The organism is Tolumonas lignilytica (assembly GCF_000527035.1).
Classification (GTDB): Bacteria; Pseudomonadota; Gammaproteobacteria; order Enterobacterales; family Aeromonadaceae; genus Tolumonas; species Tolumonas lignilytica.
Genome location: NZ_AZUK01000001.1, coordinates 2368194 through 2382767, shown reverse-complemented (window position 1 = coordinate 2382767; position 14574 = coordinate 2368194). Strand labels below are relative to the sequence as shown.

Sequence of the window (14574 nt, the reverse complement as noted above, 5' to 3'; positions counted from 1 at the left end):
GCATTGATCTTTTCCCTGTCAAATCCATGCTCTACACTACGCTCCATCTGAAATGACCAAGAGAACACCATGGCGCAATTTATTTACACCATGAATCGCGTGGGCAAAGTGGTTCCGCCCAAGCGTCATATCCTGAAGAACATCTCGCTCTCCTTTTTTCCGGGTGCCAAAATTGGTGTACTCGGTCTTAACGGTGCAGGTAAATCCACCCTGCTGCGCATCATGGCCGGCATCGACACCGAGATCGAAGGTGAAGCCCGCCCACAACCGGGGATCAAGATCGGCTATCTGCCACAGGAACCGAAACTCGATCCAGAGCAGACCGTCCGTGAAGCCGTTGAAGAAGCCATGGGCGAACTGAAACGCGCCATGACTCGTCTCGACGAAGTCTATGCAGCTTATGCAGATCCAGATGCCGATTTTGACAAACTGGCCAAAGAGCAAGGCGAGCTGGAAGCCATCATCCAGGCTCACGATGGCCACAATATGGAAAACCAGTTGGAACGAGCTGCCGATGCACTGCGTCTGCCTGCTTGGGATGCGCAAATCAAGGTACTCTCTGGTGGTGAACGCCGCCGTGTCGCCTTGTGCCGCCTGCTACTCGAAAAACCGGATATGCTGCTCTTAGACGAACCGACCAACCACTTGGATGCCGAATCCGTGGCCTGGCTGGAGCGCTTCCTGCACGACTACGAAGGCACTGTGGTGGCCATCACCCACGACCGTTACTTCCTCGATAACGTCGCTGGCTGGATCCTGGAGCTGGACCGCGGCGAAGGTATCCCTTGGGAAGGCAACTACTCTTCCTGGCTGGAACAAAAAGATGCCCGTCTGGCTCAGGAAGCGTCTACTGAAGCTGCTCGTCGTAAATCGATTGAGAAAGAGCTGGAGTGGGTTCGCCAGAATCCTAAAGGCCGTCAGGCGAAAAGTAAGGCACGTCTGGCCCGCTTTGAAGAACTGAATGGACAGGATTACCAGAAGCGTAACGAAACCAATGAACTGTTCATTCCGCCAGGACCTCGTTTGGGTGACAAAGTCATCGAAGTAGAAGGTCTGAGCAAATCTTACGGTGATCGCCAGTTGATCGACAATCTGTCGTTCAGCATTCCGAAAGGAGCTATTGTCGGTATCATCGGCCCTAACGGTGCCGGTAAATCGACGCTGTTCCGCATGCTGAGTGGTCAGGAACAACCGGATTCCGGCTCTATCACCTTAGGGGATACCGTGGTGTTGGCCTCGGTGGATCAGTTCCGCGACAAGATGGATGACAAGAAAACAGTTTTTGATGAAGTTGCGAATGGACAAGATGTGCTGCGGATCGGCACCTTTGAAATTCCAAGTCGCGCTTACGTCGGCCGTTTTAACTTCAAAGGCACCGACCAGCAGAAACGGGTTGGCGAACTTTCCGGCGGGGAACGCGGTCGTCTGCATCTGGCCAAACTGCTGCAGACGGGTGGTAACGTCTTATTACTCGACGAACCAACTAACGATCTGGACATCGAAACCTTACGCGCACTGGAAAACGCGCTGCTGGAATTCCCAGGCTGTGCCATGGTTATTTCGCATGATCGCTGGTTCCTTGACCGTATTGCGACACACATTCTGGATTACAGTGATGAAGGGAACGTACGTTTCTTTGAAGGCAACTTCACTGATTATGAAGAATGGAAGAAAAAAACCTTGGGTGCTGAAGCTGTACAACCGCATCGCATCAAATACAAGAAAATCGCCAAATAAAAAAGAGGTCTGCAACTTCGGTTGCAGACCTCTCTCCTGGGTAACGATGATTACCTTGTTTGGCAGCGGTAACTGGATCCAAGTCATCTGAACGTCCGGTAAGCCGTCAGATGTTGCGGCAAGCTTCCTCCGGTAAGAGTACCTTGCGAAATAGTCGTAGTGTTCGTTCCACCCGAACGAGATAAATAATACGCCATCCGCTTTAGAATGTGATTGCTAAAATTGCATTAAAAGCTGGTTTTTGCGCAAGAATTCACCAATAATAACCGTATCTATAATCAGTTATTGCTGAATAATTGGAATTTATGAAATTAGACCGCTTAGATAAAAAAATTCTGAACCTGATGCAGAAAGATGCCCGTATCAGCAATCTGGATCTGGCCGAACAAGTGGGGCTCTCCCCTTCGCCTTGTTCTCGCCGGATTAAAGCATTAGAAGAATCAGGCCTGATCCTAAAACATGTCACGTTGTTGAATCCGGAAAAACTGAATCTAAAACTGACCGCCTATATCCATATCACCATGGATAAACACACGCCTGAACGGTTGAACAACTTCAATCAGTCTGTTTCTGAAATGCCAGAAGTCATGGAATGTGCGCTGATCACCGGCAATGACGCCGACTACCAGTTAAAAGTGGTCGTACCGGATATGGAATATTATCAGCATTTTCTGCTGGAAAAACTGACACGTATCGACGGCGTCACTGGTGTACGCTCCAGCTTCGTATTACAACAGGTCAAACAGTTTACCGCCCTGCCGCTGGATCATCTGGAATAGGCACAATAAAGATCCTACCCCTAACGCTTTTGGTGTAAAATACGCCGCCGAAAGTGAGATGCAGCGCACTATGCTGCATCGACACTCTCTTCTGAACTGATTCTGACCGTGAACAAATTTTGAGGACAAAGTAGAGATGGAAAACGCTCGCCCAATCCGCCGCGCCCTGCTCAGCGTTTCTGACAAGACCGGTATCGTGGAGTTCGCCCGTGCCCTGCAACAACGTGGGGTAGAACTACTCTCCACCGGCGGAACTGCGCGCCTGCTTGCTGACGCTGGCTTACCTGTAACCGAGGTTTCCGATTACACCGGTTTCCCGGAAATGATGGACGGTCGCGTAAAAACCCTGCACCCGAAAGTTCACGGTGGCATTTTAGGTCGTCGTAACACCGATGATGCAATCATGACCCAGCATGGCATCAAGCCGATTGATCTGGTCGCCGTCAACCTCTATCCGTTTGCCGCAACCGTTGCCAAACCAAATTGCTCACTGGAAGATGCCATCGAAAATATCGATATCGGTGGTCCAACCATGGTGCGTTCTGCTGCGAAAAACCATAAAGACGTCACCATCGTCGTGAACGCCGGTGATTACAATCGGGTTCTCGCAGAAATGGATGCCAATGCCAATTCGCTGACCTATGCAACCCGTTTTGATCTGGCAATTGCGGCTTTTGAACACACCGCTGCTTACGATGGCATGATTGCCAACTATTTCGGCACCAAAGTACCCTCTTACGGTGTACAGGACGAAGCCAGCGCCGACTCTAAATTCCCACGCACTATCAACTTCCAGTTCATCAAAAAGCAAGACATGCGCTATGGCGAAAACAGCCATCAGGCAGCGGCTTTCTACGTTGAAGCCGATGTGCAGGAAGCCTCCGTGTCTACCGCAACGCAGTTGCAAGGCAAAGCACTCTCCTACAACAACATCGCAGATACCGATGCCGCACTGGAGTGTGTTAAAGAGTTTGCGGAACCTGCTTGTGTCATCGTCAAACATGCCAATCCATGTGGTGTGGCACTGGGCAACGATATTCTGGAAGCCTATAACCGTGCTTACCAGACAGACCCAACCTCCGCTTTCGGTGGCATCATCGCTTTCAATCGTGAGCTGGATGCAGCCACTGCCGAAGCCATTGTCAGCCGCCAGTTCGTTGAAGTGATTATCGCTCCGGTCGTTAGTGAAGAAGCCAAAGCCGTCGTTGCGAAAAAAGCCAACGTCCGTTTGTTGGAATGTGGTCAATGGCAGGGTAAAACCAGCGGCTATGACGTCAAACGTGTTAACGGTGGTCTGCTGGTACAAGATCGCGACCAAGGTATGGTGACACTGGCCGACCTGAAAGTTGTCACCAAACGCCAGCCAACCGAACAGGAATTACAAGATCTGCTGTTCTGCTGGAAAGTCGGTAAATATGTCAAATCAAACGCCATTGTCTACGCGAAAGGTGGCATGACCATCGGTGTCGGCGCAGGTCAAATGAGCCGTGTTTATTCTGCAAAAATCGCTGGCATCAAAGCCGCGGATGAAGGCTTGGAAGTCAAAGGCTCCGTTATGGCCTCAGACGCTTTCTTCCCGTTCCGTGATGGTATTGATGCCGCCGCCGAAGCAGGGATCACCTGTGTGATCCAGCCGGGTGGCTCAATGCGTGATCAAGAGGTCATTGATGCCGCTGACGAACATGGCATGGCGATGGTGTTTACCAATATGCGTCATTTCCGCCATTAATTCATTATTTCGGAAATGAAGGCGATTGATCCATTTTGCCGACCCTCTGCGCCATGGATGGCGCAGCGGAGTCCCCAGGGATCGGTTCACGACGAGTCGGCAGAGTGGATCAATTGACTGACACTTGCAGAATCCAAGAATCAGATACACTGAAATACAATTTCTCAGTGTTGGAGAACAGAAATGAACATATTGATCATCGGTAATGGCGGTCGTGAACATGCACTGGCATGGAAAGCAGCACAATCACCATTAGCAGATAAAGTCTACGTCGCACCGGGCAACCCAGGCACCGCACGCGAAGCCAAAGTGGAAAATGTCGCCATCAGCGCAACGGATGTCCCCGCACTTCTGGCCTTTGCCAAAGAAAAAAATATCGGGCTGACTATTGTCGGCCCAGAAGCCCCGCTCGTCATTGGTGTAGTAGATGCGTTCCGCGCAGAAGGTCTGAAAATTTTTGGCCCAACCCAAGCGGCAGCGCAGTTGGAAGGCTCCAAAGCCTTCACCAAGGATTTCCTGGCTCGTCAGCAGATCCCAACAGCGGCTTACCAGAACTTCACCGAAGTTGAACCTGCACTGGCGTATCTGCGTCAGCAAGGCGCTCCTATCGTTATCAAAGCCGACGGTCTGGCGGCAGGTAAAGGTGTGATTGTCGCCATGACCCTGGCTGAAGCCGAAGAAGCCGTGCGTGATATGTTATCCGGTAACGCCTTCGGTGAAGCGGGCAGCCGTGTCGTCATCGAAGAGTTTCTTGATGGTGAAGAAGCCTCTTTCATCGTCATGGTCGACGGCAAAAATGTACTCCCTATGGCCACCAGTCAGGATCACAAACGGATCGGCGACGGTGACACCGGCCCGAATACCGGTGGTATGGGAGCTTACTCACCTGCCCCTGTGGTCACACCAGCAGTTCATGACAAAGTCATGCAACAGGTGATCTGGCCAACGGTGCAAGGCATGGCCGCCGAAGGTAACCCCTATACCGGGTTCCTCTATGCCGGTTTGATGATCGACAACCAAGGCAATCCGAAAGTCATCGAGTTCAACTGCCGCTTTGGTGATCCGGAAACCCAACCAATCATGCTGCGTATGCAGTCCGATCTGGTAGAGCTCTGCCTAGCTGCTTGCGACGAAAAACTGAATGAGAAAACCGCTCAGTATGATCCGCGTCCGGCGGTCGGTGTGGTGCTGGCTGCCGCGGGTTACCCGGCTGAAGTGCAAAAAGGTGATATCATCTCCGGTCTGCCAACGACCGAATTGAATACTGCCAAAGTATTTCATGCTGGCACTGCCGAAAAAGAGGGTCAGGTCATTACCGCCGGTGGCCGCGTACTTTGTGCAACAGCACTAGGTGCTTCCGTTGCTGAAGCACAGAAAAACGCTTACACCTTAGCGGCAACCATCAATTGGAATGGCATTTACTACCGCAAAGACATTGCCTGGCGTGCCATTGCCCGCGAACAAGCGTAATCATTACTTTTGCTGTTTTCCCCAAGCGCAATGCAATTAGCATTGCGCTTGTTCAACCTGTAAAAAGTTACAAAATAGTAATAAAAATCAACCTTCTGCACCGAAATCAAAAGATAAAAATTCCTTTTACCGTCACAAATTTGTAATCTGCTATTCGCTAGACTCAAAGCGACGTGGACGCTATCTTAATCAGCGGCTACACTTTAGTTTGTGCTCATTATTGAATTGAGCATCGCTCTCTCATCCAAAACAGGAATACAGTTTAACTGTAAGGAAGCAAATCATGAAAAAACAATCCGGTTTTACCCTTATTGAATTAATGATCGTGGTCGCGATCGTGGCGATTCTGGCAGCTATTGCTTTACCGGCTTACCAAACCTACACAAATAAAGCAAAATTTACTGAGGTTATTTCGGCCGTTGGCCCATACAAAACAGCAATTGAGGTATGTGTCCAATCAAACGGCATTACATCTGGCTTAACTTCTACCGTAGGACAAGATGGTACAAATGCTTGTACTGTATTTGGTCATAACGGCGTTCCAGCTGCTATATCAGCTGGAACTGGAGTTGGTAATGTTGATTCAGTCGTACAAGGTACCAATGGCGGTATAAAAGCAGTAGCTAAAAGTACCTTGGGTTCAGCTTATTATGAGATCGATCCAACTTTGGATTCTTCAGGCAAAATAACATGGGCCGTTGCGTCAGGCTCTACATGCCTAACTTCTGGTCTTTGCTAATCGATTAATAAATTCACTCTCCCCAATATATTTTGGGGAGGGTTATCAGGTTTCAAATTCGTAATAGGATTACTGTGTGAATGCTCCCGCCAATGGTTTGTTAGTCAGTCTTATCCGTGCCGGTATCATTCAAGATGGGCAGTCAAGTGTGTTACAAGAACGCGCCCGCAACGAAAAGAAAACCTTAGTCACCTACCTGATTGACAATGACATTATCAGTAGTGCTCAGTTAGCCGAGCTGTGTGAACAGGAATATGGCATCCCCTTGTTGGATCTCGATGCCTTTGAATTAACCGAGATCCCACAAAAATACCTGAACCAGAAACTCATCGAAAAACATCACGCGTTACCGATTTATACGCAAGGCAACACCCTCTATATTGCCGTTTCAGACCCGACTAACGTTACCGCTCTGGAAGATTTTGGTTTTACTTTCAGTTTGCACACCGAAGCCTTGCTGGTTGATGAACGCAAGCTGCAATTTGCCATTAGTCGAATTCTAGAGCCTACAGAAGATGAATTCTCCAAATCGATGGCCGATGATGGCATCGGCGACATCGAAGTCGGTGATGTCGATGAAGCGCGTCTACAGGAAACTGTAGAAACCAACAGCGAAGACGATGCACCGATCGTCAAATATATCAATAAAGTCTTGCTGGATGCCGTGCGCAAAGGCGCTTCCGACTTACACTTCGAGCCTTATGAAAAAAAATACCGTATCCGCTTTCGTATCGACGGGATTCTGTATGAAGTAGCAACACCACCGGTCAATCTGGCGAACCGTTTCTCTGCTCGTTTGAAAGTTATGGCACGTTTGGATATTGCCGAACGTCGTTTACCGCAAGATGGTCGCATTAAATTACGTTTAGCCAAAAACCGTTCTGTCGATCTGCGTGTGAGCACCTTACCTACCATGTGGGGGGAAAAGGTCGTATTGCGTATTCTTGATTCATCCGCCGCCAGCCTGAACATCGATATGCTTGGTTTTGATGACAGACAAAAGCAGCTCTATCTTGATACCTTAGCTAAACCACAAGGTATGATTCTGGTCACTGGCCCTACTGGTTCGGGTAAAACCGTCTCGCTTTATACCGGCCTGAACATTCTCAATACCAGTGAGCTCAACATTTCCACCGCCGAAGATCCGGTAGAAATTAACTTACCCGGCATTAATCAGGTACAAATCAATCCAAAGTCCGGGCTGACATTTGCCAATGCACTACGTTCCTTCTTGCGTCAGGATCCGGATGTAGTAATGGTTGGGGAAATTCGAGATCTGGAAACAGCGGAAATAGCCATTAAAGCCGCTCAAACCGGTCACTTGGTGCTATCAACCTTACATACCAACTCAGCAGCCGAGACATTAACCCGTTTGTTAAACATGGGCGTTCCCGCCTTTAACGTGGCCTCATCGGTCACCTTAATTATGGCACAACGTCTGGCTCGGCGACTGTGTCCACACTGCAAACAGCCACATCATATTCCCAATAATGAATTATTGGAGATGGGCTATACTTATGACGAAGTAGAGACAGGCATTACACTTTATAAACCAGTGGGTTGCGGTGAATGTTCAAACGGGTATAAAGGCCGCGTCGGTATTTATGAAATGTTGCCGATGTCAGAAAGCATAGCCAATCTGATCATGGAAGGCGGCAATTCATTACAAATTGCTGAAATGGCGATCAGCGAAGGCATGATGACACTATATCGGTCAGGTCTTGAAAAAGCACGTTTAGGTGTAACCAGCCTTGCAGAAGTTAACCGCGTGACCTGCATCTAAATTTAAGGAAGAATAATTATGGCCGTGGCTCAACAACGTACTGCCGCTGCGACGGCAAATAAACCTAAACCCAAAGTAACGCATGTTTTTCACTGGAAAGGCGTTAACCGTCGCGGTCAAAAAGTCTCAGGAGAAATGAAAGGCGAAACCTTGTCTCAGGTTAAAGCCGATCTGATTCGCCAAGGCATCGTCATCCAAAAGCTTCGTAAACAGAACGAATCATTGCTGGCAAAATATACACAATCCATCAAACCAATGGATATTGCCGTATTAACACGCCAGATCACAACCATGCTAACCGCAGGTGTCCCTTTAGTTCAAACGTTGCAATTACTGGCTGGCAGTCATGAAAAAAAGCCTATGCGTGAAATGCTGGCCAGCATTTGTGCTGAAATCGAGGCCGGTATTCCACCGTCCAAGGCACTGCGACAGTATCCTCGCTACTTTGATGATCTATATTGTGATTTAGTAGCGTCCGGTGAACAATCTGGGGCGCTAGATGCGGTTTTTAATCGTATTGCCACTTATAAAGAAAAAGCTGAAGCGCTGAAATCCAAGATCAAAAAAGCACTCTTTTATCCAGCAACCGTCATTATTGTCGCATTAGTAGTGACAGCGATTCTTTTGCTCTATGTCGTACCTGAATTCGATAAAATCTTTAAGAGCTTCGGGGCTGAACTGCCTGCATTCACCAGAATGGTAATTAACCTGTCCCATATAGTTCAAACCTATTGGTACTTTGTGTTTGGCGGCTTGATTGTTTTAATCTTTGTCTATGTTCGGGCTTACCGTCGGATGGAATCAGTACGCGATGGAACTGATAAGTTTATACTGAAACTTCCGATTGTCGGCATGATTTTACAAAAAGCGGCTCTTGCCCGTTATGCGCGAACCTTATCCACCACTTTTGCAGCAGGCTTACCGTTAATTGATGGTCTCATTGCTGCATCTGGCGCATCAGGGAATGCAGTATACCGTAAAGCCGTTCTCAGTGTGCGTAATGAAGTCATGGCGGGGATGCAAATGCACGTAGCCATGCGAACAACAGAAGTCTTCCCGGAAATGGTGATTCAGATGATCATGATAGGCGAAGAATCTGGTTCATTAGATGATATGCTGGCAAAGGTTGCCGGTATTTATGAACAGCAGGTTGACGATGCAGTCGATGCGCTGTCCAGTTTGATTGAACCATTGATCATGGTGGTCTTGGGTATTCTGGTCGGTGGTTTAGTTATCGCCATGTATCTGCCAATCTTTAAACTTGGTAGCGTTATTCATTAATTCAGTGGTTATTCATGGATCTTATTTTTATGCTTTATAGCCAGTATCACTGGCTATATTTTTTAATACTGGGCCTGTTCTCATTACTCGTTGGCAGTTTTTTAAATGTCCTGATCCACCGTCTACCCATCATGCTGGAGCGTAGTTGGAAACAGGAATATCAGGACTATTTCTTTGCCAACGAACAGCATTCGCAGCAAACTGAGCGTTATGATCTTTTTTTACCTCGCTCTGCATGCCCGCACTGTGGTCATCAGATCTCCGCATTAGAAAATATTCCCTTGATAAGCTGGTTGTTTCTGAAAGGTCGTTGCCGCGCCTGTAAACACCCCATTAGTATCCGATATCCACTTGTCGAATTGCTGTGCACATTAATGTCACTCACGGTGGCGCTGTATTATCCACCAGGCTGGGCCATTGTCGGTGCATTGATATTAACTTGGGTATTGTTAGCATTAACTTTTATCGACTTTGATAAATTGCTCTTACCGGATCAATTAACACTACCGTTGCTATGGTTGGGGTTGTTACTGAATCTATCCCACCAGTTTGTTTCTCTAAATGATGCAGTCATCGGCGCCATGGCCGGATATATGGTCTTATGGTCACTTTACTGGTCATTCAAACTACTCACCGGTAAAGAAGGAATGGGCTATGGTGACTTCAAATTACTCGCCGCGTTAGGTGCTTGGTTAGGCTGGCAATCTTTACCCCTGATCCTTATTCTCTCTTCTTGTGTTGGTGCTGTTTTAGGTATCCTGTTAATTGTGTTTAAACGGCATCAACAAGATAAACCCATACCCTTTGGACCTTATCTGGCCATTGCCGGTTGGATCGCATTGCTATGGGGTCACCAAATTACAGATTGGTATTTAGGGTTAATTAGTTAATGTTGATTGTTGGCTTAACAGGGGGAATTGGCAGCGGTAAATCCACGGTCGCTGCGCATTTTGTGGCCATGGGGGTCACGTGCATTGATGCCGATCAAATTGCCCGAGATGTTGTCCAGCTTGGTGAGCCAGCATTAGCCTCACTCGTTCAGCATTTTGGTAACATCATCATCAACGCTGATGGTTCACTTAATCGTCGAGTATTACGTGAAAAAATCTTTGCAGATCCGGCAGCTCGGACATGGGTAAATAATCTGCTGCACCCCCTGATTCGTCAGAAGATGTTGCAACAATGCCATGCATCTAATGGCCCTTACTGTATTTTGATGGTACCACTCTTATTTGAAAACAACCTGCAATCATTAGTGCACCGGACTCTGGTTGTCGATGTGGATGAAGACACTCAAATTCGTCGAACAATGCAACGCGACCAGACGACGGAAGCTCAGGTAAAAGCGATTTTAAACGCACAATGTTCTCGTCAACACCGTCTTGATTTGGCGGATGACATCATCAACAACAGTGACGGCATTACAATTGAGCAGAGAGAACAACAAATAAATCGGTTACACCAAAAATACCTACAACTCGCGGCACAGGTTCATTCCCCTTCCAATATGGTATAATCATTCAGCTGTTAATATTGATTTGGTATCTGGAAATGAGTCTGAAAGTCGATTGCCCAACCTGTAAAACCTCTGTGGAATGGGATCCGAACAATCGATTCAGACCATTTTGTAGTGAACGCTGTCGTTTGATTGATCTTGGCGAATGGTTTAGTGAAGAACGCAGTATTGCCGGTGATGATGCAACACCAGAAGCTACAAGATTCCAACTTTCAACAGAAGACCTTGAATTGTTAGCGCAAGATTAAATACCAGCCTTTGCCTTTAATGCGTTAATGATAGCCAAATTTGCAGTTGGAAAATCATACTGTGCTAACCGGTCTAATGGTACCCACTGATTTTCAAGCCCTTCCAAGCTTTGAGCTTTTCCTGAAAATGCAGTGACCAGCCAGACATCTAATTTGACAGCTTTATCGCTGTAGTTGTGCTCAATAACTAACAGCGGCTCTACCGTAATGACATCAATACCAATTTCTTCCTGTAATTCTCTTTTTAAAGCCTGCTGAGCAGTTTCGTACTGCTCGACTTTACCACCAGGAAACTCCCATTTTCCCCCCTGATGTTGATGCTCGGCACGACGACAAATAAAATAACCCATCGTAGGATCATATATCACACCAACTGCCACCCAGATTTGTTTCATACTTTTTCCTATTAACAAAAAGGCAGCCGGAGCTGCCTTTAATCAATAACTTCTTGCAATAAAAAATATTTAGTCTAATTGTCCATGACAATGCTTATATTTTTTACCTGAACCACACGGGCATGGATCATTGCGACCGACCTTGGCGCCATCGCGAACAAAAGGCAGAACATTCTGCTCAATTGCCTGCTCATCATCCTCTTCAGCCAGAGCATTACTTTCTTCATGACTGTATGTACGTGTTTGTGCAGCTTCTGATTGACGACGTTGTTCTTCAATGGCATCGACATCAGGCTCCTGAACCTGAACGCGACACAAGATGCTCACAACTTGTTGTTTCAGTGATTCTAACATCTGAGTAAAGAGCTCAAATGCCTCGCGTTTATATTCCTGCTTAGGATTTTTCTGAGCATAACCACGCAAATGAATACCTTGACGCAGATGATCCATTGCTGCCAGATGTTCTTTCCAAAGATTATCCAGTGTTTGCAACATTACTGATTTTTCAAACTGTCGCAATACTTCAGGACCGGCTAACTCTTCTTTACGAGCATAATTAGCTTCAATTTCAGCGATGATCCGTTCCCGAATTTTCTCTTCGTACAACTTATCATCATCTTTGATCCACTGCGCGATCGGTAATTCGATCGCAAAATCGGTGCGTAACCGTAATTCCAGTCCCGCAATATCCCAACTTTCATCTAAAGATTGCGGAGCGATATATTGATCAATAACCCGGTTCAGCACATCAGCGCGAATCAAGTGAATGGTTTCTGAAATATCTGAATGTTCAAGCAACTCATTACGTTGTTCGTAAACGACTTTGCGTTGGTCATTAGCTACATCATCAAATTCCAGCAGGTTTTTACGGATATCGAAGTTACGACCTTCTACTTTCCGTTGCGCATTTTCTATAGCCTTGCTAACCCATGGATGTTCAATCGCTTCACCATGCTCCATACCCAATTTTTTCATCATGCCACTGACACGATCAGAGGCAAAAATACGCATCAGGCTGTCTTCCATCGACAAGTAGAAACGAGATGAACCAGGATCCCCCTGACGACCTGAACGGCCACGTAATTGGTTATCAATACGGCGGGACTCATGACGTTCAGTACCAATGATATGTAAGCCACCAGCCGCAATCACCGCATCATGACGAACTTGCCAAGCATTCTTTATTTCAAGAATTTGTTGTTCTGTCGGGCTTTCTAGCGCGTCTATCTCTGCCTGCCAGCTACCACCCAACACAATATCTGTACCACGACCTGCCATGTTAGTAGCAATAGTGACTGAGCCTGGACGACCCGCTTGCGCAATGATCTGAGCTTCTTGCGCGTGGAACTTCGCATTCAAAACCTTATGCTCAATACCTTCTTTCGTCAGAATATCAGACAGTAATTCCGAATTTTCAATAGAAATAGTTCCCACCAATACAGGGCGTTGTTCTGCGACTCGATTTTTGATGTCGTCAATAATCGCCGCGTATTTTTCTTGCTCCGTCAGATAGACCAAATCCCCCATATCATCACGAATCATTGGGCGATTGGTTGGTAACACTACCGTTTCCAAACCATAAATTTGTTGGAATTCATAAGCTTCGGTATCGGCGGTGCCGGTCATACCAGCCAGTTTTTCATACAAACGGAAATAATTTTGGAAGGTGATGGATGCCAGTGTTTGGTTTTCATTGCGGATCTTGACGCCTTCTTTGGCTTCGATAGCCTGATGTAATCCCTCAGACCAGCGACGACCCGCCATGGTACGTCCGGTATGTTCATCAACAATAACAACTTCATCGTCTTTAACGATATAATCCACGTTGCGTTCAAATAAGGTGTTGGCACGTAACGCCGCATTGACGTGATGCAACAGCGTAATATTAGCGACAGAAAACAGAGAATCGTTTTGATCCATTAGACCTTGTTGCTTTAACCACTCTTCCGCGAAAATCTGTCCATTTTCTGTTAGGTAGGCCTGACGGGCTTTTTCATCAACGGTATAGTGACCATCACCCTGATATTCTTCAGAATCTTCTTTATCCTGCTTTGTTAAAAACGGGATCAGAGTGTTAATTTTGATGTATAACTCTGAACTGTCTTCTGCGGCGCCGGAAATAATCAATGGCGTACGCGCTTCATCAATCAACACAGAGTCAACTTCATCGACTAATGCATAATAAAGTGGACGCTGTACCCGTTGTTCTGCTGCAAATGCCATGTTATCGCGCAGATAGTCAAAACCGAATTCGTTATTCGTTCCGTAGGTAATATCACAAGCATAAGCAGCTTGCTTCTCTTCATGGCTCATACCTGGCAAATTACAACCAACTGTCATGCCAAGAAATGCAAACAATGGACGACTCCATTCCGCATCACGACGAGCCAGATAGTCGTTCACCGTAACAATATGAACACCACGCCCGGTAAGCGCGTTCAGATAAGCAGGCAGTGTTGCAGTCAAGGTTTTACCTTCACCGGTTTTCATTTCCGCGATCTGATTATTATTCAGTACCATACCGCCCAACATCTGAACATCAAAATGGCGCATACCAAAAACACGTTTTGATGCTTCACGTACCGTTGCAAAAGCTTCAGGGAGAAGTGAATCCAGCTCTTCACCAGTTTCAAGGCGCTGACGAAATTCTGCAGTCTTGGCTTGCAGGTCCACATCAGCCAGAGAGGAAAATTTAGGTTCAAGCTCGTTGATTTGTTTGACTATTTTTTTTAATGCTTTGACGGTACGGTCATTTCGACTACCAATGATCTTGGTAAATAGTTTGGTGATCATTATTACCTAACTCTCAGGCTATTGATTGTTGTCTGCCCAAGTGGGCAGCGATTCTGAATCTAAAATGTCATTACGCAATATATGGGGACAAAAAACGGGTATTC

12 protein-coding genes are annotated in these 14574 nt (G+C 46.8%); 10 read left to right on the top strand and 2 right to left on the bottom strand.

Annotation, left to right across the window (positions count from 1 at the left end):
* Positions 1–69: 69 nt before the first annotated feature.
* From ettA to yacG, 10 genes are all read left to right on the top strand, one after another.
* Positions 70–1737, top strand: a complete 1668-nt coding sequence (gene ettA / locus H027_RS0111110) for an energy-dependent translational throttle protein EttA (RefSeq protein ID WP_024872532.1) — start codon at positions 70–72, stop codon at positions 1735–1737.
* 305 nt (positions 1738–2042) lie between these two features.
* Entirely contained in the window at positions 2043–2516 is a 474-nt protein-coding gene (locus H027_RS0111105; protein WP_024872531.1) for an Lrp/AsnC family transcriptional regulator, read from the top strand.
* 136 nt (positions 2517–2652) lie between these two features.
* A complete protein-coding gene (gene purH / locus H027_RS0111100) occupies positions 2653–4245 on the top strand; it encodes a bifunctional phosphoribosylaminoimidazolecarboxamide formyltransferase/IMP cyclohydrolase (protein WP_024872530.1) in 1593 nt (530 codons plus the stop codon).
* 183 nt (positions 4246–4428) lie between these two features.
* Complete coding sequence (gene purD, locus H027_RS0111095) at positions 4429–5715, top strand: phosphoribosylamine--glycine ligase (RefSeq protein WP_024872529.1); 1287 nt, start codon at positions 4429–4431, stop codon at positions 5713–5715.
* A 283-nt stretch (positions 5716–5998) separates the two neighbouring features.
* On the top strand, positions 5999–6454 hold the full coding sequence (locus tag H027_RS0111090; RefSeq protein WP_024872528.1) for a pilin: 456 nt from the start codon (positions 5999–6001) through the stop codon (positions 6452–6454).
* A 124-nt stretch (positions 6455–6578) separates the two neighbouring features.
* On the top strand, positions 6579–8237 hold the full coding sequence (pilB, locus tag H027_RS0111085; protein WP_420804659.1) for a type IV-A pilus assembly ATPase PilB: 1659 nt from the start codon (positions 6579–6581) through the stop codon (positions 8235–8237).
* Positions 8238–8255: 18 nt separating this feature from the next.
* Positions 8256–9518 carry a type II secretion system F family protein gene (locus tag H027_RS0111080; protein ID WP_024872526.1) on the top strand — a complete coding sequence of 421 codons (1263 nt, stop codon included), beginning with the start codon at positions 8256–8258 and terminating at the stop codon, positions 9516–9518.
* A 14-nt stretch (positions 9519–9532) separates the two neighbouring features.
* Positions 9533–10408 (top strand): prepilin peptidase, encoded by an 876-nt coding sequence (locus H027_RS0111075; RefSeq protein ID WP_024872525.1) that lies wholly within the window; start codon positions 9533–9535, stop codon positions 10406–10408.
* Positions 10408–11034: a dephospho-CoA kinase gene (coaE, locus tag H027_RS0111070; protein ID WP_024872524.1), complete on the top strand. Its 627-nt coding sequence runs from the start codon at positions 10408–10410 to the stop codon at positions 11032–11034. Before H027_RS0111075 ends, coaE begins: the two co-directional genes overlap by 1 nt.
* A 35-nt stretch (positions 11035–11069) precedes the next feature.
* Positions 11070–11282, top strand: a complete 213-nt coding sequence (gene yacG / locus H027_RS0111065; RefSeq protein WP_024872523.1) for a DNA gyrase inhibitor YacG — start codon at positions 11070–11072, stop codon at positions 11280–11282.
* Here yacG and mutT read toward each other — a convergent pair.
* A complete protein-coding gene (gene mutT, locus H027_RS0111060) occupies positions 11279–11677 on the bottom strand; it encodes an 8-oxo-dGTP diphosphatase MutT (RefSeq protein ID WP_024872522.1) in 399 nt (132 codons plus the stop codon). The genes yacG and mutT overlap by 4 nt on opposite strands.
* Positions 11678–11746: 69 nt before the next feature.
* On the bottom strand, positions 11747–14470 hold the full coding sequence (secA, locus tag H027_RS0111055; protein WP_024872521.1) for a preprotein translocase subunit SecA: 2724 nt from the start codon (positions 14468–14470) through the stop codon (positions 11747–11749).
* Positions 14471–14574: the final 104 nt, after the last annotated feature.